General features: G+C 76.2%; 19 protein-coding genes. 6 read left to right on the top strand and 13 right to left on the bottom strand.

The annotated features are described in order from the left end of the window. The first annotated feature begins 67 nt into the window (after nucleotides 1-67). On the top strand, nucleotides 68-481 hold the full coding sequence (locus HNR08_RS04980) for a hypothetical protein (protein ID WP_146839436.1): 414 nt from the start codon (nucleotides 68-70) through the stop codon (nucleotides 479-481). Nucleotides 482-484: 3 nt separating this feature from the next. On the opposite strand, the gene HNR08_RS04975 is transcribed toward HNR08_RS04980, so the two are convergent. Together HNR08_RS04975 and HNR08_RS04970 are read right to left on the bottom strand one after the other, a co-directional pair. Further along, nucleotides 485-1,342 carry an SGNH/GDSL hydrolase family protein gene (locus HNR08_RS04975; protein ID WP_146839438.1) on the bottom strand — a complete coding sequence of 286 codons (858 nt, stop codon included), beginning with the start codon at nucleotides 1,340-1,342 and terminating at the stop codon, nucleotides 485-487. A gap of 61 nt (nucleotides 1,343-1,403) precedes the next feature. Continuing rightward, nucleotides 1,404-2,081 (bottom strand): uracil-DNA glycosylase, encoded by a 678-nt coding sequence (locus HNR08_RS04970; protein ID WP_146839440.1) that lies wholly within the window; start codon nucleotides 2,079-2,081, stop codon nucleotides 1,404-1,406. A gap of 134 nt (nucleotides 2,082-2,215) precedes the next feature. Here HNR08_RS04970 and HNR08_RS04965 point away from each other — a divergent pair, with 134 nt between their 5' ends. The 3 genes from HNR08_RS04965 to HNR08_RS04955 all read left to right on the top strand — a co-directional run bounded on the left by HNR08_RS04965 (nucleotide 2,216) and on the right by HNR08_RS04955 (nucleotide 3,538). Further along, nucleotides 2,216-2,542, top strand: a complete 327-nt coding sequence (locus HNR08_RS04965; protein ID WP_221286315.1) for a DUF3263 domain-containing protein — start codon at nucleotides 2,216-2,218, stop codon at nucleotides 2,540-2,542. A gap of 53 nt (nucleotides 2,543-2,595) precedes the next feature. Continuing rightward, on the top strand, nucleotides 2,596-3,213 hold the full coding sequence (locus HNR08_RS04960) for a LytR C-terminal domain-containing protein (protein ID WP_168430822.1): 618 nt from the start codon (nucleotides 2,596-2,598) through the stop codon (nucleotides 3,211-3,213). Between the two features lie 121 nt (nucleotides 3,214-3,334). Further along, complete coding sequence (locus HNR08_RS04955; protein ID WP_146839444.1) at nucleotides 3,335-3,538, top strand: cold-shock protein; 204 nt, start codon at nucleotides 3,335-3,337, stop codon at nucleotides 3,536-3,538. Between the two features lie 25 nt (nucleotides 3,539-3,563). Here the strand turns inward: HNR08_RS04955 and HNR08_RS04950 are convergent, their stop codons facing one another. After that, the gene (locus HNR08_RS04950) at nucleotides 3,564-4,859 is read right to left on the bottom strand and encodes a glycoside hydrolase family 15 (protein WP_146839446.1); all 1,296 of its coding nucleotides are present in this window, start codon (nucleotides 4,857-4,859) and stop codon (nucleotides 3,564-3,566) included. A gap of 254 nt (nucleotides 4,860-5,113) precedes the next feature. Between HNR08_RS04950 and groL the strand changes: the two genes are divergently transcribed. Beyond that, nucleotides 5,114-6,739, top strand: a complete 1,626-nt coding sequence (gene groL / locus HNR08_RS04945; RefSeq protein ID WP_146839448.1) for a chaperonin GroEL — start codon at nucleotides 5,114-5,116, stop codon at nucleotides 6,737-6,739. 165 nt (nucleotides 6,740-6,904) lie between these two features. Here the strand turns inward: groL and HNR08_RS21520 are convergent, their stop codons facing one another. From HNR08_RS21520 to HNR08_RS04925, 4 genes are all read right to left on the bottom strand, one after another. Next, nucleotides 6,905-7,177 (bottom strand): DUF4031 domain-containing protein, encoded by a 273-nt coding sequence (locus HNR08_RS21520; protein WP_146839450.1) that lies wholly within the window; start codon nucleotides 7,175-7,177, stop codon nucleotides 6,905-6,907. Continuing rightward, nucleotides 7,174-7,935: an HD domain-containing protein gene (locus HNR08_RS21515; protein ID WP_146839452.1), complete on the bottom strand. Its 762-nt coding sequence runs from the start codon at nucleotides 7,933-7,935 to the stop codon at nucleotides 7,174-7,176. The genes HNR08_RS21520 and HNR08_RS21515 overlap by 4 nt, the downstream gene beginning before the upstream one ends. 83 nt (nucleotides 7,936-8,018) lie before the next feature. Then, nucleotides 8,019-9,596, bottom strand: a complete 1,578-nt coding sequence (locus tag HNR08_RS04930) for a sensor histidine kinase (protein ID WP_246803123.1) — start codon at nucleotides 9,594-9,596, stop codon at nucleotides 8,019-8,021. Further along, on the bottom strand, nucleotides 9,593-10,327 hold the full coding sequence (locus tag HNR08_RS04925; protein ID WP_146839453.1) for a response regulator transcription factor: 735 nt from the start codon (nucleotides 10,325-10,327) through the stop codon (nucleotides 9,593-9,595). The genes HNR08_RS04930 and HNR08_RS04925 overlap by 4 nt, the downstream gene beginning before the upstream one ends. A 79-nt stretch (nucleotides 10,328-10,406) precedes the next feature. Here HNR08_RS04925 and HNR08_RS22225 point away from each other — a divergent pair, with 79 nt between their 5' ends. After that, nucleotides 10,407-11,141 carry a type 1 glutamine amidotransferase gene (locus HNR08_RS22225; protein WP_246803124.1) on the top strand — a complete coding sequence of 245 codons (735 nt, stop codon included), beginning with the start codon at nucleotides 10,407-10,409 and terminating at the stop codon, nucleotides 11,139-11,141. 150 nt (nucleotides 11,142-11,291) lie between these two features. Here the strand turns inward: HNR08_RS22225 and HNR08_RS04915 are convergent, their stop codons facing one another. The 6 genes from HNR08_RS04915 to HNR08_RS04890 form a co-directional block, all read right to left on the bottom strand. After that, nucleotides 11,292-12,056 carry a PspA/IM30 family protein gene (locus HNR08_RS04915; protein WP_146839457.1) on the bottom strand — a complete coding sequence of 255 codons (765 nt, stop codon included), beginning with the start codon at nucleotides 12,054-12,056 and terminating at the stop codon, nucleotides 11,292-11,294. A gap of 38 nt (nucleotides 12,057-12,094) precedes the next feature. After that, the gene (locus HNR08_RS04910) at nucleotides 12,095-14,128 is read right to left on the bottom strand and encodes a TPM domain-containing protein (protein WP_183834817.1); all 2,034 of its coding nucleotides are present in this window, start codon (nucleotides 14,126-14,128) and stop codon (nucleotides 12,095-12,097) included. A 64-nt stretch (nucleotides 14,129-14,192) separates the two neighbouring features. Beyond that, complete coding sequence (locus HNR08_RS04905; protein WP_146839461.1) at nucleotides 14,193-15,875, bottom strand: DNA repair helicase XPB; 1,683 nt, start codon at nucleotides 15,873-15,875, stop codon at nucleotides 14,193-14,195. Then, complete coding sequence (locus tag HNR08_RS04900) at nucleotides 15,872-18,196, bottom strand: helicase-associated domain-containing protein (protein WP_146839463.1); 2,325 nt, start codon at nucleotides 18,194-18,196, stop codon at nucleotides 15,872-15,874. Before HNR08_RS04900 ends, HNR08_RS04905 begins: the two co-directional genes overlap by 4 nt. A 47-nt stretch (nucleotides 18,197-18,243) precedes the next feature. Further along, nucleotides 18,244-18,573, bottom strand: coding sequence for a type II toxin-antitoxin system HicB family antitoxin (locus HNR08_RS04895; RefSeq protein WP_146839465.1), 330 nt, complete (start codon nucleotides 18,571-18,573; stop codon nucleotides 18,244-18,246). Next, nucleotides 18,570-18,821, bottom strand: coding sequence for a toxin HicA (locus HNR08_RS04890; protein WP_146839467.1), 252 nt, complete (start codon nucleotides 18,819-18,821; stop codon nucleotides 18,570-18,572). Before HNR08_RS04890 ends, HNR08_RS04895 begins: the two co-directional genes overlap by 4 nt. Nucleotides 18,822-18,842 lie beyond the last annotated feature (21 nt).

Here is an 18,842-nt window from a genome sequence, read left to right as displayed (position 1 = left end):
CCACCCGCCCGACGATGGGCCTCTCAGGTCGACGGATCGACCGGGCAGGTCCATGGAGGGGGCGCCGATGGCGCACGAGCACGTCCGCACCCGCCGTGCGGCGGGGGTGACCCTGGCGTGGCTGGGGTGCGCGGGTCTCGCGGTGTCGATGGCCCGCGCCCTGACCTGGGACGGCGGCGAGCTCGCCCCCTCCGGCACATGCGTGGTCAGCGCGATCAGCGTCGGGTACGACGTGAGCTACGACGCCGCGCTCGGCGGCTACGCGGTGACCCGGGCGTCGCTGTCCGGCGTGCCCGACGGCTGCGCCGGCCGCGAGGTCGAGGTGACGCTGCACGGGGCGCAGGACGAGGCGCTCGCGGAGGGCCGCGCCCCGGTGACCACGCCGAGCACCGTCGTGGCGCTCGACGGCGGGGCGGTCCCGGTCGAGGAGCTGTCCGGGGTGTCCCTCGCGCTGGTCACGGACGAGCCCGCGGCCGGCTGACGCTCAGACCTCGGTGAGCACCGGGAGCTTCGGGACGCGGGTGTCGCCCGACGACCGGCCCCGCAGCCGCCGGGTCGCCCAGGGGTAGGCGTACAGCCGCAACCACTGCGCGTCGAGCCGCGCCTGCTCCGCGCGGGGCACGCGGGGCTGCGGAGCGAGCGGCTCGTCCCAGCGCGGGTCGTCGGGGGTCAGGCCGAGCGCGGCCAGCGCCCCCTGCGCCACCCGGGCGTGCCCCTCGGTGGTGAGGTGGATCCGGTCCGGCGCCCACATCCGCCAGTCGTGCAGGTGCCGCATGCCCCACAGGTCGAGCACGTGGGCGCCGTGCCGGCGGGCGATCGACCAGATGTGCGCGTTGTACACCCCGACGCGGGCGCGCGTGGCCGACACCAGGGGCGACCCGGCGGAGTCGAAGCCCGTCGCGAGCAGCACGTCGGCGCCCGTGGCCCGGACGCGGACGACCGCCTGCTCCAGCAGCCGGCCCAGCCGGTCGACGTCGGTGGCGGGGCGCAGGATGTCGTTGCCGCCGCCCACGAGGCTCACCAGATCCGGCCCGAGCTCGAGCGCCCGGGGCACCTGCTCGGTCACGATCGGGCGCAGCACCCGGCCGCGCACGGCCAGGTTCGCGTACCGCAGCGGCTCCAGGCCGGCCGTCCGCCGCCGCTCGGACAGGAGCCCGGCGAGCACGTCGGCCCACCCGCGCACGGGGCCGTCGTCGCCCTCGGGCGCGTCCCACAGGCCCTCCGTGAACGAGTCGCCGACCGCCACGTACCGGGTCCAGCGCGGCGGCGCGTCGCCCGTGGGGTCGCCGGGTCCGGGGGGCTGCGGGGTGGCCGCCCGCCCGGCGGCCTCGTGCGTCGTCACCCCGGCAGTCTGCCCCCGCCCGGCGGTGCGTGTCAGGCGGTTGCCGGCGGCGCGGCGCCGCTCAGGGCAGCGTCCAGTCCACCGGCTCGGCCCCCTGCTCCGCGAGCAGCGCGTTGACCCGCGAGAACGGCCGGGAGCCGAAGAAGCCGCGGCTCGCGGACAGCGGGCTCGGGTGCACGCTCTCGACCGCGGGGACGTCCCCGAGCGCCGGCCGCAGCGACTGCGCTTCCCGGCCCCACAGCACCGCGACCAGCGGGCCGCCGCGCTCGACCAGCGCCTCGATCGCCCGGTCGGTGACCGCCTCCCAGCCCTTGCGGCGGTGCGACGCGGGCTCGCCCGGCCGGACGGTGAGGACGCGGTTCAACAGCATGACGCCGCGGTCCGCCCAGGGGGACAGGTCGCCGGTGGACGGCGCGGGCACCCCCAGGTCGGACTGCAGCTCGGTGAAGATGTTCGCCAGCGACCGCGGCACCGGGCGGACGTCCGGCTGCACGGAGAACGACAGCCCCATCGCGTGCCCGGGCGTCGGGTACGGGTCCTGGCCGACGATCAGCACGCGCACGTCGGCGAGCGGGCGGGTGAACGCGCGCAGCACGTGCTCGCCCGCGGGCAGGTACGTGCGGCCGGCGGCCACCTCGGCGCGGAGGAACTCCCCGGCGGCGTGCACCTGGGGCTCGACCGGGGCGAGCGCGGCGGCCCAGTCGGCGGCGACCAGGTCGGACAGGGGTGCGGCGGTCACGGGCACCGAGGGTAGCCGAGGGCCGCCCGGCGCCGTAGAGCGCCGTCGGGCGCCGTCGGGCGGGGAATGACAGCCGTGTCATTCCGGCCGTACCATGGGCGGCGGACTCGGCACCGGACGGGAGGGGCGCACGGATGGACGCGACGGCGGTCGACCACGGCACGGCCCGGCCCGCGCTCGTGGCCGTCGAGGCCCCCGAGGGCACCGACGAGGCGCTCTCCGAACGCGACCGGCAGGTCCTCGGCTTCGAGCGGCAGTGGTGGAAGTACGCCGGCGCCAAGGAGCAGGCGATCCGCGAGCTGTTCGACATGTCCGCCACCCGGTACTACCAGGTGCTCAACGCGCTCATCGACTCGCCGGCCGCGCTCGCGCACGACCCGATGCTCGTGAAGCGGCTGCGGCGCATGCGCTCCACGCGCCAGCGCGCCCGCTCCGCGCGCCGCCTGGGTGCCGACGCCTGACGACGCGCCGTCCGCGGCCGGGCGGCACCGTCCGAACCGTTAGCCTGTCCGCCGTGAGCAAGGGCTACCGCTACCCGGAGGACGAGTTCGACGCCGACCCGGCGCAGGACGCACCGATCGGCGTGCACCGCGCACCCCGGACGTGGTGGAGCAGGTGGTGGCCGTTCGTCGCGGTCCTCGTGCTGGTCCCCGTGGTGACCGTCGGCGCGGTGCTCTGGTACTCGTCGCGCGGCGGCACGCTGCCCGGCGAGGGGTCCGGCGAGCAGCCGGTCGCCAGCGCCCCGGCGACCTCCGAGGCCGCCGAGACGCCCGAGGAGACGCCGGGCGAGACGCCCGCGGCACCGGACGACGGCGAGGCCCCCGCCACCGAGGACACCCCCGAGCCGACCCCGGACCTCGCCGCGGACGTCCGCGTGCTCAACGCCGCGAACGTCTCGGGCCTCGCGGCCGGCGCCGCGGAGCAGCTCGAGGACGCCGGGTTCACCGCGGTCACGACCGGCAACGGCACCGCGGGCGGCAGCACCGCGTCCACCGTCTTCTACGCGACCCCGGAGCTCGCGGTCACCGCGCAGCAGGTGGGGACGACGCTCGGCATCACGAACGTCGTGGAGTCGGCGGACGTCGCGGGCGACGGTGTCGTCGTGCTCCTCCTGCGCGACTTCGCGAGCTGACCTCTTCCGCAGGTCGGGGGCCCCGGCTACGCTCTGGCGCGTCGCGGTGCCCGCCTGCCGGCCCGCCGGGGGGACCACGGGCACCGACGGCGACCGATCACGCCGTCCTCAGGAGCACCGCATGCCGCAGGGAACCGTCAAGTGGTTCAACGCCGAGAAGGGCTACGGGTTCATCACCCCGGCCGACGGCGGTCAGGACCTGTTCGTCCACTACAGCGCCATCCAGACGAACGGCTACCGGAGCCTCGAGGAGGGGCAGTCCGTGGAGTTCGAGGTCGGCCAGGGCACCAAGGGCCCGCAGGCGGAGCAGGTCCGCCCGCTCTGACCCCCTGCCGTCGGCGCGCGGGGACTCAGCCGTCCAGCGCGCCGACGGCGAGCACCACGCACGCCGCCGTCCAGGCCAGCGGCGCCACAGCCGCGGGCGAGCCGTCCGCGAGCACCTTCTCGGGCAGCGCCCCGAGCGCCGTCCGGTGGGCGTCGAGCCAGTCCAGCCGGGCGCGCGCCTCGTCCGCCCGGCCGTTCTCGGCCGCCACGAGCGCGTACAGCGAGGTCTGCGGCGTCCAGGAGATGCCGTCCTGCTTCCAGCCGGCGCCCGGGGCCAGCCCGCCGGCCGGCCGCGCCATCGCCGTCGCGGACGCCGCCCAGGCGTCGAGCGCGCCCGCGAGCGGCTCCGGCTGGAACGGCGGCAGCACGAACGCGCTCGCCGCGTCCGCGACGCTGCCGTCCGCGTAGCGCCCGTACGCGGTGCCGTCCCCGAACTCCCGCTCCACCGCCGCGCGGGTGCGCGCCGCCGCCCGGCGGGCGTCCTCGGCTGCGTCCGCGTCGCCGAGCAGGTCCAGCAGGCCGGGCGCCGCCTCGAGGCCGGCCAGCAGCGGGGCGACCGTGCCGAGCGTCAGCTCGTCCTCGGCGACCTCCCAGTAGTCGGGCGACGCCGGGGGCAGCCCGTCGCCGGCCGTGAGGTCCACCGCGCGCGCCGCGGCGCGCTCGACCAGCGGGCGCAGCTCCTCGGCGACGGCCGGGCGGTCGGCGGGCGCCGCGGCCGCGACCACCTCGGCCGCCGCCCAGAGCACCCAGCCGGTGCCGTCGGTCTGCGGGGCCCGGTCGTCGGGCACCCCGGAGCCGTCGGGCAGGTAGCGCGCCTCGAACGACCCGTCGGGGCCCTGCACGTCCGCCAGGAAGCCGAGGACGTCCCGGGCGTCGTCGCCGTGGCCCGTGCGGGCGAGGGCCACGGCGACGAAGGACGCGTCCCGCGGCCAGACGTACCGCCAGCGCCCCGACCAGCCGGCCACCGCCGCGCCGTCGTCCAGCAGCAGCGTGTGCAGGTCCAGCAGCGCGTCCGTGACCATGTCCGCGTAGGGCCCGTCGGCGCCCGGGACGTCGCCGGCCGCGAGCCAGGCGCGCTGCTCGTCGGCGAGGGCGTCGTCCGTCGTGGTCGACGGGTCGTCCTGCACGCGGGTGCCGGCGTGCAGGCGCACGTCGCTGCCGACGGGGACGCCCGCCGCGGAGCCGTCGGGGGAGACCGCGACGCCCTCCGAGTACAGGGGGATGAACGCGTCCCGGGGGCCGGACGCGCCCCACGCCACCAGGCCGGCACCCAGCGCGCCGAGCACGACGGCGGCGGTGGCGGTGCGGCGGTGCGCGGGCATGCCGGGCAGGCTATACGGCCGGGCGGCGCGGACGTCCCCGCGGTGTCCGCCGGGAGCGGAGCGCCTTGCACTCGCGGGGGTCGAGTGCTAACCATGGGGTTAGCACTCTCGGGTCGAGAGTGACAGAATGACAACCCAGGCCGACCCGGTGAGGTCCGCCGCGGCGACGGGACATGACCGTCGGCGCGGCGCGGCCGTCCGTCGCGGGCACCGACCGGCCGAACCACGAGCCACAGTGAAGGATCGATAGCCCCATGGCCAAGATCATTGCCTTCAACGAGGAGGCCCGTCGCGGCATCGAGCGGGGTCTGAACACCCTCGCCGACACCGTCAAGGTCACCCTCGGCCCCAAGGGCCGCAACGTCGTGCTGGACAAGAAGTGGGGCGCCCCCACCATCACCAACGACGGTGTCTCCATCGCCAAGGAGATCGAGCTCGAGGACCCGTACGAGAAGATCGGTGCGGAGCTCGTCAAGGAGGTCGCCAAGAAGACGGACGACGTCGCGGGCGACGGCACCACCACCGCCACCGTGCTCGCCCAGGCGCTCGTGCGCGAGGGCCTGCGCAACGTCGCCGCCGGCGCCAACCCGATCGCCCTCAAGCGCGGCATCGAGCAGGCCGTCGAGGCCGTCACCTCCGCCCTGCTGGAGCAGGCGAAGGAGATCGAGACCAAGGAGGAGATCGCCGCCACCGCGTCCATCTCCGCCGGCGACACCGCGATCGGCGAGCTCATCGCCGAGGCCCTCGACAAGGTCGGCAAGGAGGGCGTCATCACGGTCGAGGAGTCCAACGCCCTCGGCCTGGAGCTCGAGCTCACGGAGGGCATGCGCTTCGACAAGGGCTTCCTGTCGGCGTACTTCGTGACCGACCCGGAGCGCCAGGAGGCCGTCCTCGAGGACGCCTACGTGCTGCTCGTCGAGTCGAAGATCTCGAACGTCAAGGACCTGCTGCCGCTGCTGGAGAAGGTCATCCAGTCCGGCAAGCCGCTGTTCATCGTCGCCGAGGACGTCGAGGGCGAGGCCCTGGCCACGCTCGTCGTCAACAAGATCCGCGGCACCTTCAAGTCCGTCGCCGTCAAGGCCCCGGGCTTCGGCGACCGCCGCAAGGCGATGCTGCAGGACATGGCCATCCTCACCGGCGGCCAGGTCGTCTCCGAGACCGTCGGCCTCAAGCTGGACACCGTGGGCCTCGAGGTCCTCGGCCAGGCGCGCAAGGTCGTCGTCACCAAGGACGAGACCACGATCGTCGAGGGTGCCGGCCAGGCCGACCAGATCGCCGGCCGCGTGAACCAGATCCGCGCCGAGATCGAGAACTCGGACTCGGACTACGACCGCGAGAAGCTCCAGGAGCGCCTCGCCAAGCTGGCCGGCGGCGTGGCCGTCATCAAGGCCGGCGCGGCGACCGAGGTCGAGCTCAAGGAGCGCAAGCACCGCATCGAGGACGCCGTGCGCAACGCGAAGGCGGCCGTCGAGGAGGGCATCGTCGCCGGTGGTGGCGTGGCCCTCATCCAGGCCGGTGCCGTGGCGTTCGAGAAGCTCGAGCTCGAGGGCGACGAGGCGACCGGGGCGAACATCGTCAAGGTCGCGATCGACGCGCCGCTCAAGCAGATCGCGGTGAACGCGGGCCTCGAGGGCGGCGTCGTGGCGGAGAAGGTGCGCAACCTCCCCGCCGGCCAGGGCCTGAACGCCGCGACCGGCGTGTACGAGGACCTGCTGGCCGCGGGCGTCAACGACCCGGTCAAGGTCACGCGCTCCGCGCTGCAGAACGCGTCGTCCATCGCGGCGCTGTTCCTCACCACCGAGGCGGTCGTCGCCGACAAGCCGGAGAAGGCCGCTCCGGCCGGTCCGGCCGACGGCGGCATGGGCGGCATGGACTTCTGATCCGGTCCTGACGCACCGCACGCACGACGGGCCGGTCACCCCCTCGGGGGTGACCGGCCCGTCGTCGTCTCCCCGGTCGGCTGCGCCGAGGTTGCAGAACATGCTGGCTTCAGGGTGGCCCAGCCAGCATCTGCTGCAGTCTCGGCGCAGGAGCCCGGGGGGGCGTCAGCGCGCGGGGCGGTCCCGGGCCGGGACGCGGAGGCCCGAGGCGCGCAGGCGGCGGATGAGCTCGCCCGCGGAGACCGGCTCGGCGCCGAGCGCGACGAGGTCCGCGTGCCGCTCGTCGGGCACGTCGTAGTGGTCCAGGTCGAACGCCCGGCGCGGCAGGCCGGCCCGCGCGGCGAACTCGTGCAGCTCGGCCAGCGACGTGTCGCTCACGAGGTGCGACCAGGACCGGCCGTGCCGCGGCCAGAGCGGCGGGTCGACGAGGACCGTCACGCCCCGGCGCCGCGGGGCAGCGGCTCGGCGGGGGCGCCGTCGGCGGGGCCGGACGCCTCCGGGGTCGCGTCCAGCTCGGCCAGGACCTTGTCCAGCTTGTGCAGCTCCGCCCCGAGGTTCTGCCGGGCGGGCTCCTCCCACGCGGCACCGAGCGGGCTGACGAACAGGCTCGGCCGGTTCAGCAGCTTCCGCACGATGCGCTGGCGGGCGCGGATGTAGTCCGGCATCGGGATGTCGGCGTACTCCTCCCGGACGTCGTGCAGGTACGCCTTGTAGCGCTGCGGCTCGGCGGCCAGCATCGCGAGGTCGGCGTCGCACAGGACGGCGCAGTCGAAGTCGGACGGGTCGGCGGTGTGCCGGACCAGCGCGATGACGAGCCGGTGCACCCGGTCCACGCGCTCGGCGGGGACCCCGAGGTCCGTGAGCTCGTCGCGGGCGAGCCGGGCCGACGCGACCTCGTCCTCGCCGCCGCGGTTCGCGTACGCCGCCGGGTGCGCCGCGTCGAACACCGCCCCGTGGTACCAGGCGGCCAGCCGGACCAGGTCGGGCTCGTGGGTCTCCTCGGCGAGCTCGTCCACCCGGGCCAGCACGTCGGTCAGGTGCCGGAGGTTGTGGTAGGTGCGACCCGGTCCGGTCCACCGCTCGACGAGCTCGGCCCCGACCTCCTTGATGCGCTCCACCGGTGCGGTGGCACCGGCCCCCTGCACGCTCCGGACGAACGCGGACAACAACCACTGTGGCGCGTCGTAGACGCCCATGGAACAGCCTCACTGCGACAGACGACCCTGCTCGGACGCGCCATCGTAGCCCCAGCCCCGGACAGCCGCGCGGCCGCCGTCCGTCACGCGGGCGGGTGATCCTCCGGTGCGGCTGCCGCGGGATCGTCGGCCGGGAGGGCCACCCGGACGGTCGCGCCGCCGCCCGGGGTCTGCGCGATGGCGACCTCGCCGTGGTGCGCCTCGACGATCGCCGCGACGATCGCCATGCCGAGGCCCGCGCCGCCGCCGGTGCCGTTGCCCTCGCGCGTGCGGGACGCGTCGACCCGGTAGAACCGCTCGAACACCCGGCGGGCGTGCTCCGGGGCGATGCCGGGGCCGTGGTCCCGGACCTCGACCACCACGCGGTCGCCGGTGCGGCCCACCGCCAGCTCCGCGGGCGTCCCGGCGGGCGTGTGCCGGGCGACGTTGCCGATGAGGTTGGCGAGCACCTGCCGCAGCCGGGCCTCGTCGCCGCGCACGACCGTCGGGCCGCCGGTGCCGCCGTCGAGGGGACCGACCCGGACGTCGCGGCCGGGGTCGAGCGCCCGCAGGTCGTGGGCGGCGTCGGTGGCGAGCACCGCGAGGTCGACCGGGTCGGTGCGGCCCGGGCGGTTCGCGTCCAGCCGGGCCAGCGCCAGCAGGTCCTCGACCAGGCCGCCCATCCGGGTCGCGGACTGCTCGATCCGGCGCATGGTGTCGTCCACCCGCTCCTTCTCGGTGAGCGCGCCCATCCGGTACAGCTCGCCGTAGCCGCGGATGGCGGCGAGCGGGGTGCGCAGCTCGTGCGAGGCGTCGGCGACGAACCGGCGCATGCGCTCCTCGGACCGGGTGCGGTCGTCGAACGCGGCCTCGATCTGGCCGAGCATGGAGTTGAGCGCCGCGCCGAGCCGGCCGACCTCGGTGGTCTCCGGGGCGGGCGGGACGCGCTGGGACAGGTCGCCGGCGGCGATCTGGGCGGCGGTGGACTCGATCTCCCGCAGGCCGCGCAGGGACCGCTTGACGGCCCAGGTCGCGACGATGGCGCCGATGACGAGGATCGCCAGGGCGCTGGTCCACAGGACGACCGCCGCGCGGCGGACGATGCTCTGCACGTCGCCGAGGGGCTCCGCGTAGAGGAGGTAGCCGACGACGCGCTCGCCGGCCGTGATCGGGGTGATGATCCCCCGCCACGCGGAGCCGGGGGTGTCGCTGGGGACCGTGAACCACGTCGCGCGCGTGAGGGTGTCGGTGTTCACGGTGGGCAGGTCGGGCGCGCCGAACTCGTGGGTGGTGTCGGAGTTCGGGCTCTGCGCGACGCGCTCGCCGTAGAGCTCGGCGCGCAGGGCGAAGTCGCCCGAGCCCCACAGGAGCGCCCTGAGCGGGTCGAGGCTGCCGTACTCGTTGTACGTGTCCCGGACCTGCTCCGCGTACGTCCGGTTGTTCGCCGCCACCTTCTTGTCGAACTGCCCCATGAGGAACGACGACAGCAGCGTCGTGGTCGACGCCCCGGCGATCGCCAGCCCGGTGGCGAGCAGCACCGTCGTGATGCCCACGAGCCGGGCGAGCAGCGGCGTCCGGGCCCACAGCGAGCGCAGCGGCTCCAGGACGCCCGCGCGGCGGCGCTCGTCGGGCGGCTCCGGGACGGCGTCGACCGGCACGTCCTGCACGGTGGGCGCGCTCACGTCCCGCTCGGCTTGCGCAGCATGTAGCCGACGCCGCGCTTGGTCTGGATGAGCGGGGCGACGCGGGTCCCGTCGGGGCGCTCCACCTGGTCGACCTTGCGGCGCAGGTAGGAGATGTAGGACTCGACGATGTTGGCGTCGCCGCCCCAGTCGTACTGCCACACGTGGTCGAGGATCTGCGCCTTCGACAGCACGCGGCCCGGGTTGAGCAGGAGGTACCGGAGCAGCTTGAACTCGGTGGGGGACAGGTCGACGACCTGCCCGGCGCGGCGGACCTCGTGGCTGTCCTCGTCGAGCTCGAGGTCCTCGTAGCTCAGCACGCTGGCGGAGGCGACCTCGCCGACCTGGGTGCGCCGCAGGATCGCGCGGATCCGGGCGACGACCTCCTCCAGGCTGAACGGCTTGGTGACGTAGTCGTCGCCGCCGACGGTGAGGCCGGTGATCTTGTCCGCGGTGTCGTCGCGGGCGGTGAGGAACAGGACCGGGACGTGCTGGCCCTTGTCCCGCAGCCGGCGGGTCACCGTGAACCCGTCCATGTCCGGGAGCATGACGTCGAGCACGAGAAGGTCGGGCTGCACCTGCTTCGCCAGGCGGAGGGCGGCGCCCCCGTCCGCGGCGGCGTGCACCTCGAAGCCGGCGAAGCGCAGCGACGTCGCGAGCAGCTCGCGGATGTTCGGCTCGTCGTCCACGACGAGGAGCCGGGCCTCGGGGGTGTGCGGTGCGGCGGTCACGGGTCCAGTGTGCGCCAGGTCCCTGGAGGATTCCTGGGAGTGCGCTGGTCGCGGCGGGCCCACGGTACCGTGCTGCCTCGTGAGTGCCGACTTCCTCCCCGCGCCTGTCCTCACCGTCGTCCAGCTCGACGAGACCGCGCCGCTCGACCGGTTCACCGCCGCCCTCGCGGGTGTGCAGGTCCGGACCGTGCGGGCGTTCGCGGGCGAGGACCCCGGTCCCGCGGCCGACCTCGACGGCCTGCTCGTGCTCGGCGGCCAGATGTCCGCGCACGACGAGCAGGAGCCCGGCGTCGCCGCCACGCGCGCGCTGCTCGCCGACGCGGTCGTCGCCGGCGTCCCCACGCTCGGCATCTGCCTCGGCGCGCAGCTGCTGGCCGTCGCGGCCGGCGGCCGGGTGCACGTCGCGGCGCCCCCCGGGCGGGAGGCCGGGATCGTCGAGCTGCGCTGGCGTCCCGAGGCCGCGGGCGACCCGCTGCTCGGCGCGCTGGCCGCCGAGGGCCGCAGCACCCCGATGCCGACGATGCACGCCGACGCGATCGTGGACCTGCCGCGCGGCGCGACCTGGCTGGCGGCGTCCCGGACGTACCCGTACCAGGCGTTCCGGGTCGGGGAGCGGGCCTGGGGCCTGCAGTTCCACCCCGAGGCGTCCCCGGCGACGATGCACGCGTGGGCCGAGCTGTCCGGCGAGGACGTCGCGCAGATCGACGCCGCCGTGGCCGCCGCGGACGAGCGGGTGGCCGCCGACGGCGCCCGGATCGCCGGGACCTTCGTCGAGCTGGTGCACGAGGCCGCGGGGTCCCGCGCGGCCGCCTGACGCCGCCCGCCACCTGGTGCCGCCTGGTGGGAGGTTCGGACGGACACGCCGACGGTGTGTCCGCCCAGACCTTCCACTCGGCGTGCACGACCGGCCCCGGACGCGCGACGGCCCGGTCACCCCGCGGGGCGACCGGGCCGTCGGCCGTGCTCAGGCCTCGATCTGCGGCGTGACCGGGGTGCTGCCGAGCTGGTGCGGCTGGCCGCCGGACTTGAGCGCGGCGAGCCGGGCCTCGATCTCGAGCTGCTCGCCGGACGCCTCGAGCTCCGCGAACTGGGAGTCGAGCGAGGACGCCGCGATCTCCGCCTGGCCCATCGCGAGCGCCTCCTCGCGGCGCACCTTCTCCTCGAAGCGGGCGAGCTCGCTGGTCGGGTCGAGCACGTTGATCGAGGAGATCGCGGTCTGCACGGTCTGCTGCGCCTGCGCGGACTTCTGCCGGGCGACGAGGGTGTCGCGGCGCTGCTTGAGCTGGCCGAGCTTGTCCTTCATCTGGGCCAGGCCGGCCTTGAGCTTCTCGACGGTCTCGCGCTGCGAGGCGATCAGCGGCTCCGCCTCGCGGACCTCGGTCTCGGCGGTGATCTGCTTGCCGAGCGCGACCTTCGCCAGGTTGTCGAACTTGTCGGCGTTCGCGGCGTCGCCGGCGGACCGGTACTGGTCGGCGCGCGCCGACGCGGCGAGGGCCTTGGAGCCCCACTCGCGGGCCGCGGCGACGTCCTCGTTGTAGTCCTGCTCGGCCAGGCGCAGGTTGCCGATCGTCTGGGCGATCGCCTTCTCCGCCTCCGCGATCGAGTTCGTGTAGTCGCGCACCAGCTGGTCCAGCATCTTCTGCGGGTCCTCGGCCTGGTCGATCAGGGCGTTGATGTTCGCCCGCGCCAGCTGGGTGATGCGCCCGAAGATGCTCTGCTTCTCGGTCATCGCGTGCCTCTCTCGTCTCTTGCCTCTGCCGAACATGATCAGAACCCGCCGCCGCGGCCACCGCCGCCGAAGCCGCCGCCACCGCCGAAGCCGCCGCCGTGGCCGCCCCCGCCCCAGCCGCCGCCTCCGCCGTGCGCGCCGCCGCCGCCCCAGCCGCCGCCACCGCCGCGCAGGATCGAGTCGATGATGATGCCGCCGAGCACCATCCCGCCGATGTCGCCCAGCCCGCCGCCACCGCCGCCGCGCGGGCCGCCGCGCCGCTGGTCGTCGTACCAGTCGACGTCGCGCTGCGCGAGCGACTGCGCCTCGCGGACCAGCCGCTCGGCCTGCTGCGCGGTGGTCAGGCCCTGCTCGGGGTCGGTCTCGCGCTGGTCGACCGCCGCGCGGAACAGCCGGTGCGCCTCCGCGAGCCGGGTGCGGGCCTCGGGGCCCACGGCGCCGCGGCGGGTCTCGACGTAGTCGGTGGTGCCGCGCAGGGCGGAGTCGACCCGGCCGAGCGTCTGGTCGAGGAGCTGCCGGGCGCGCGCGGCGCGGTCCTGCGCCTCGCGCATCGGGGCGAGCGCCTGGTCGATCGCCGCCTCCGCGTCGGTGATGGTCGCGAGCGCCGCGAGCGGGTCGCCCTGGCCGTCGCGGGCGGTCCGCGCCGTGGCGATCGCGGTGCGGGCGCCCTCGGCCCGGGCGGCGACCTCGGGGTGCCGGGGCGCGAGCCGGGCGGCGTCGTCGAGGTCGGAGCTGATCGACGCGATCGCCGCGTCCAGCCGCGCGCCGATGGTGGCGAGGTCGGTGCCCGCGCGGTCCACGGCGTCGAGGAGCGTGGTGACCTGGCCGAGCGCCTCCTCGGCGGCGCGCGCGTACCGGACGGCCACGCCGCGGTCGCCGCCGGACACGGCCTGCCGGCCCTGCGCGATCGCGGAGTCCACCTCGTCCAGCAGCCGCACGGCCTGGTCCGGGTTGCCCCTCACCGAGGCGAGCGAGGCCGCCGGGTACGTCGCGGCGAGCGTGCCGAGGGTGGCCCGCGCCGCCTCGACCCGGGCGCGCAGCGCGGCGGCGGTGCGTTCGTGCGCGTCCAGGGCCTCGCCCGCACGGGACTCGACGTCGCGCAGCCGGTCGAACGCGTCCTTCTGCCCGTCGAGGGCGTCCGAGACCTGGTCGATCGTGGCGAGGATGCGGGTCGCGGTCGCGCGGACCTGCGGCTCGGTGTCGGGCACGTCGTCGTCGAGCGTCTGCCGCAGCCGGAACGCCTCGGTGACCTGCGCCTTGGCGCCGGCGAGCACCTGCTCGAACTCCCGGGTCGCGTCGGGGCCGAACTGCGCCTGGGCGAAGCCGAGCTCCTGCTCCGAGGCGCGCAGCGCGTCGTCGATGCCGACCAGCGCGGAGGCGGACCGGCGGTCCAGCTCGGCGGTGGGGAGCTCGGCGTACGGGTCCGCCGGGCCGGCGGACGGCGCGGGGAAGCCCCCGCCCACGCGCGCGGGCTGCCGGGTGCGCCGGCGGGCGTTCGCCCACCCGACCGCGGTGAGGACGGCGATGACCACGAGACCGCCGACGAACAGCCAGCCGAGGGCGGAGCCGCCCCCGCCGCCGGTCGCCGCCTCGCGGATGCCGTCGGCGGCGGTCACGGCGGCGCCGGACCAGTCGTCGCCGCGGAGCTGGTCCTCGACGTCGTTCGCGATCCTGTCGAGCTCCGCGCTCGACACCTCGCCGACCGAGTCCGGGGCGAGCTGGAAGTTCCGCTGCTCGACGGCGACCGCGAGCAGCAGGTCCTGCGAGCCGAGGCCGGTCTGCGTGGCCGTGGCCTGGACCCAGGACTCGGGGGACTGGCTGCCGAAGGTGTCCACGTACACGACGTAGAGCTGGTACGGCGTGGCCTCCGCGAGCTCGTCCAGCGCGGCCTGCACCGTCGCCTCGTCGTCGCCCAGCACCCCGGCCTGGTCGGTGATCTCCCCGGAGAGCGTCAGAGGGTCGGACGCGGGCAGCGGCGGTGCGGCGGGCGCGGCCCCCACCAGCAGGGGCGCGGCGAGCAGCACGGGCAGGAACGGGACGACGGCTGACCAGCCACGGGACGACGACGGCACCCGACGATCCTTTCTCAGGGCGTGCACCCGTCGCAACGAGAAGCGCGCCCGAGAGGTTCCCGGGTCAGGCCGGCTGCTCGAGGTCCTCCGCGTCGACGATGCGGTACGCGTAGCCCTGCTCGGCCAGGAAGCGCTGCCGGTGCGCCGCGAAGTCCTGGTCGACGGTGTCCCGGGCGACCACCGCGTAGAAGTGCGCGGTGCGGCCGTCGCCCTTGGGGCGCAGCAGGCGGCCGAGGCGCTGGGCCTCCTCCTGCCGGGACCCGAACGACCCGGAGACCTGGATCGCGACGGACGCCTCGGGCAGGTCGATCGAGAAGTTCGCCACCTTGGACACGACGAGCGTGGTGATCTCCCCGGCGCGGAACGCGTCGAACAGCCGCTGCCGCTCGTTGACCGTCGTGGCTCCCGTGATGACCGGGGCGCCGATGTCGGCCGCGAGCTCCTCGAGCTGGTCGATGTACTGCCCGATGACGAGCAGCGGCTCGCCGGCGTGCTGCGCCACCAGGTGCTTGACGACGTCGGTCTTGCCCGGGGCGCTCGCGGCGAGGCGGTACTTGTCCTCCGGCTCGGCGGTCGCGTAGAGCATCCGGTCCCGGTCGGGCAGCGTCAGGCGCACCTCGACGCAGTCCGCCGGCGCGATGTAGCCCTGCGCCTCGATGTCCTTCCACGGGGCGTCGTACCGCTTGGGGCCGATGAGGCTGAACACCTCGTCCTCGCGGCCGTCCTCGCGCACGAGCGTCGCCGTGAGGCCGAGCCGTCGGCGGGCCTGCAGGTCGGCCGTCATCCGGAAGATCGGCGCCGGGAGCAGGTGCACCTCGTCGTAGACGATGAGGCCCCAGTCGCGGGCGTCCAGCAGCTCCAGGTGCGGGTACACGCCCTTCCGGCGCAGGGTCAGCACCTGGTAGGTCGCGATCGTGACCGGCCGGATCTCCTTGCGGGAGCCGGAGTACTCGCCGATCTCGTCCGGGGTCAGCGAGGTGCGGCGGACCAGCTCGTCCCGCCACTGCCGGGCGGACACGGTGTTGGTGACGAGGATCAGCGTGGTGGTCTTCGAGCGCGCCATGGCGGCCGCCCCGACCAGCGTCTTGCCGGCGCCGCACGGCAGCACGACGACGCCGGAGCCGCCGTGCCAGAACCCGTCCGCGGCCTCGGCCTGGTACGGCCGGAGCTGCCACGGTCGCGGCGTGCCGTCGGCGGACGGGTCGGACTCGCCGGAGGTGTCGAGGTCGATCGGGTGCGCCTCGCCGTCGACGTAGCCCGCGAGGTCCTCGGCGGGCCAGCCGAGCTTGAGCAGCGCCTGCTTCAGCGTGCCGCGCTCCGAGGGGTGCACGACGACGTCGGTCGCGTCGATCCGCTCGCCGACCAGGCCGGCGGTCCGCTTCGAGCGCAGCACTTCGGCCAGCACGGCGGCGTCGAGGGCGTGCAGGACCAGGCCGTGCACCGGGTGGGCGACGAGCTGCAGCCGCCCGTAGCGGGACATCGTCTCGGCGACGTCGACCAGCAGCGCGTGCGGCACCGGGTAGCGGGAGTACTCGAGCAGGACGTCGACGACCTGCTCGGCGTCGTGCCCCGCGGCGCGGGCGTTCCACAGGCCGAGCGGGGTCAGCCGGTAGGTGTGCACGTGCTCGGGGGCGCGCTCGAGCTCCGCGAACGGGGCGATGGCGCGGCGGCAGGCCTCGGCGCGGTCGTGGTCGACCTCGAGCAGGAGGGTCTTGTCGCTCTGGACGATCAGCGGTCCGTCGGTCATGCGGTCTCCGTCCTCGGTGCGTGATCGGGTGCGGGCGTGTCCACGGGCGCGACCCCGGCCACGCGGTGCGCGGCGACGACGATCTCGGCGTCCCGGGCGGTGTCCACCACGCGCACGCGGCCGCCGTCCACCCGGACGGGCCGCACGCGCCGCCGCTCCAGGGCGCCGCGCGAGCCGACCAGGTCGAGCCAGACCTCGGTGTGCCCGGCCGCCGCCTCGCGCAGCAGCCCCAACGCCTCGGCGGGGTCGGCTGTTCCCGCGGGCCGGCCGGGCGCGCGGCCAGGCGAGCGCCCGGGGGTCGCGGCCGGTGCGGCGGCCCGCTCGGCGCCGGCCCGGCGCAGCACCTCGACCAGGGTGCGGGCCCGCTCGGCCGGCGGGACCGCCCCGCGCCCGGGTTCCTCCGCGCGCTGCCGGGCCGCGGCGACCCGGCGCACGGTCGGCGCGGCGTGCAGCACCTGGCCGTCCGGCGTCTCCGCGACCGGGGCGAGCCCGTGCGCGCGCAGCGCGGCGAGCAGCTCGTGCAGCGGCGCCTGCGCGGCGAGCACCGTCGGCGCGAGCCGCACCAGCCCCAGGGACGCGTGCCGGGGGTCCTCGGCGAGCCCGGCGAGCAGCGCGGGGTCCTCGGTGCGGACGTACGACGACGCGGCGCCGGTGCGCAGCCGGCCGTGGCGCCGGGCGGCGTCGCGCACCAGGTACTCGAGCGGCTGCGGCACCCCGCCGCGAGCGTGCCCCGCCAGGGCGGCGAGCAGGTCGTCCGCCGTGGTGCCGGCGTCCAGCGCGGCCCGGACGGACTCCGGGGTGAACCGCACGGTCAGGGCGCCGCCGCGGGACTCCACCCGGGCGGCGGCGTCCAGCAGGGCCTCCAGCCGAGCGCTCGGCCGCCCGGGGACGATCCCGGTGAGGTCGGCCTGGAGCAGCAGGTCGTCCACCGCGGGGGGCAGGGCGGCGTCCAGCGCCGCGGCAAGGCCCGGCAGGGGGTCGTCGTCGCCGAGCGCGCGCCCGGCGGCGGACAGCGCGCCGGCACCGACCACGCCGAGCCAGCCCGCCTCGCGCAGCACCGCCTCGACCGCGTCCAGGGGCGGGACCGCGCGCGGGGCGCGCCAGGCCAGGACGGACCGGACCTGCCCGGCGTCCGGAGCGGCGCCCTCCCCGGCGTCCGCGAGCACGTCGAGCACCTGGCGGCGCAGCCGGGGCGCCCAGGGGCGGCCACCGTCCGGCCCGAGCGCCGCGCGCACGGTGCCGCGGTCGTCCCGGGTGCCGACGAGCGACGGCGTCCGGGTGGTGGCCGCCCACCCGGCGGCGAGCCGCGCCCAGCGCGCCGGCAGGTCGAGGGCCAGCCACTCGTCGGCGGCCGTGGTCGGCACCCACCGCGGGGACTCCTCGCCGTCGTCCCGCACCAGGCCGCCGACGCCGGCGAGCTCGACGACGAACGCCGCCTCGGCGTCGGTGACCTCCAGCACCTGGGCCGTGCGCCGCAGGTCGCGGACGCCGAGCCCGCCCGCGCGCAGCACCGGCGGGGGCGCCTGCTCCCAGAGCCGCACCAGCGCGGCGACGAGCCGGGCGGCGCGCTCGGCCGCGGCGGCGTGCTCGGCCTCGACGAGGCCCGGGTCCCGGTGCGGCAGGTCCGCGGAGGGAGGCGCAGTCGCGGGTGCGCGGTGCGTCCGGCCGTCCCGCAGCACGAGGGCGACGGAGCGGGGCAGCAGCACGTGCCGGTCGTCGGCCCGCAGCAGCAGGCCGAGCCGCAGCAGCTCGGTCACCGCGTCGGCGGCGGGGCCCGCGCCCGGGCGGACGCCGACCGGCGGCCCCCACGTCAGCGCGTCGAGCACGGCGCGGCCGGCGGCCGGCGCGGCGGCCAGCGCCTCCCGCGCGGCGGCCTCGTCCGGGTCGTGCGCGCCCGCGGCGGCGAGCCCCGCGACGCCCGGCCCGAGCAGCTCGGCGACGCCGGGGGCCGGCCTCAGCACCGGGTCGGTCGCGCGCCCGCCGACCGGGTGGAGCAGCGCGAGGTCGGTGGCGTCCTGCACGGCGGCCCGCACGCCGGCCGCCGCGGACCGGTCCGCCCCCACCGCGGCCACGACGTCCCGTGCCCGCACCCCGGCACCCGGGTCGGCCCCGTCCAGCAGCACGACGACCGCCTCGACGGCCTGCAGCACCGCGGCGTCCACGGCGGCGAGCGCCCGGTCCAGGCTCGGCCGGCTCGTGGCGCGGGCGGCGAGCGAGGCGAGCGTGGCCGGCGACGGGTGCGCCAGGTCGGGCCGGCGCAGCAGCAGGCGCACGAGATCGTCGTCGGACCTGCCGCGCAGGTGCTCGCTGAACGTGGCCATCCGCACCACGATACGGCGGCCGGGCGGCACGCCGGGGCGCGCGGTGGTCAGACCCCGGCGAGACGCTGGGACGCGAGCCGGTTGAGCGAGACGTGCTGCTCGGCCGCCTCGATCGCCAGGCGCCGGTGCGCCTCCGGGGGGATGCGCACCACGAACTTGCCGGAGTACCGCCGCTCCGCCAGCGGTGCAGGCGGGGCCTCGCCCGACTCGGCCATGTCCTCCAGCACCTCCGCCACGAGCGCCAGGGCCCCGGTCAGCGCCTCGGCGGGCGTCGGCGCGAGCCAGGACAGCGACCCGAACTCCGCCACCGTCGCGAGGTAGTCCTCGTCCTCCCCGGACCAGCGCACCCGGTAGGTGTAGTGCTCCGCCGTGCTCATGTCGCCCCTCCCTCGGTCAGCCTGTCGATCGCGGCGAGGACCTGGCGCACCTGGTACGCCTTGGCCTTGCCGTGGTCGTCCTGGATGTTCACCCGGGGGTCACCGGGCCACGGTGTCCGGAACACCGCGTGCGAGCCGCCGCTGCGTCGCGGTGTACCGAAGTGGTGCTCGCACACGCGCACGAGGTCGGCGTACCGCACGTTGCGCGGGTTCGCCGCCATCCGTGCGACCACGTCGTCGACCTTCATCGCCAGACAGTATCACTAATG

The organism is Cellulomonas hominis, assembly GCF_014201095.1.
In the GTDB taxonomy this organism is placed as follows: Bacteria; Actinomycetota; Actinomycetes; order Actinomycetales; family Cellulomonadaceae; genus Cellulomonas; species Cellulomonas hominis.
Note: the sequence above shows the minus strand (reverse complement) of the source record. Positions and strands in the feature narration are given on the sequence as shown.

Coding starts and splice junctions, on each gene's coding strand:
- HNR08_RS04980 (WP_146839436.1), top strand. CDS start 68: ATGGCGCACGAGCACGTCCGCACCCGCCGTGCGGCGGGGGTGACCCTG.
- HNR08_RS04965 (WP_221286315.1), top strand. CDS start 2,216: ATGGACGCGACGGCGGTCGACCACGGCACGGCCCGGCCCGCGCTCGTG.
- HNR08_RS04955 (WP_146839444.1), top strand. CDS start 3,335: ATGCCGCAGGGAACCGTCAAGTGGTTCAACGCCGAGAAGGGCTACGGG.
- HNR08_RS04950 (WP_146839446.1), bottom strand. CDS start 4,859: ATGCCCGCGCACCGCCGCACCGCCACCGCCGCCGTCGTGCTCGGCGCG.
- groL (WP_146839448.1), top strand. CDS start 5,114: ATGGCCAAGATCATTGCCTTCAACGAGGAGGCCCGTCGCGGCATCGAG.
- HNR08_RS21515 (WP_146839452.1), bottom strand. CDS start 7,935: ATGGGCGTCTACGACGCGCCACAGTGGTTGTTGTCCGCGTTCGTCCGG.
- HNR08_RS04915 (WP_146839457.1), bottom strand. CDS start 12,056: ATGACCGAGAAGCAGAGCATCTTCGGGCGCATCACCCAGCTGGCGCGG.
- HNR08_RS04905 (WP_146839461.1), bottom strand. CDS start 15,875: ATGACCGACGGACCGCTGATCGTCCAGAGCGACAAGACCCTCCTGCTC.
- HNR08_RS04900 (WP_146839463.1), bottom strand. CDS start 18,196: ATGGCCACGTTCAGCGAGCACCTGCGCGGCAGGTCCGACGACGATCTC.
- HNR08_RS04895 (WP_146839465.1), bottom strand. CDS start 18,573: ATGAGCACGGCGGAGCACTACACCTACCGGGTGCGCTGGTCCGGGGAG.
- HNR08_RS04890 (WP_146839467.1), bottom strand. CDS start 18,821: ATGAAGGTCGACGACGTGGTCGCACGGATGGCGGCGAACCCGCGCAAC.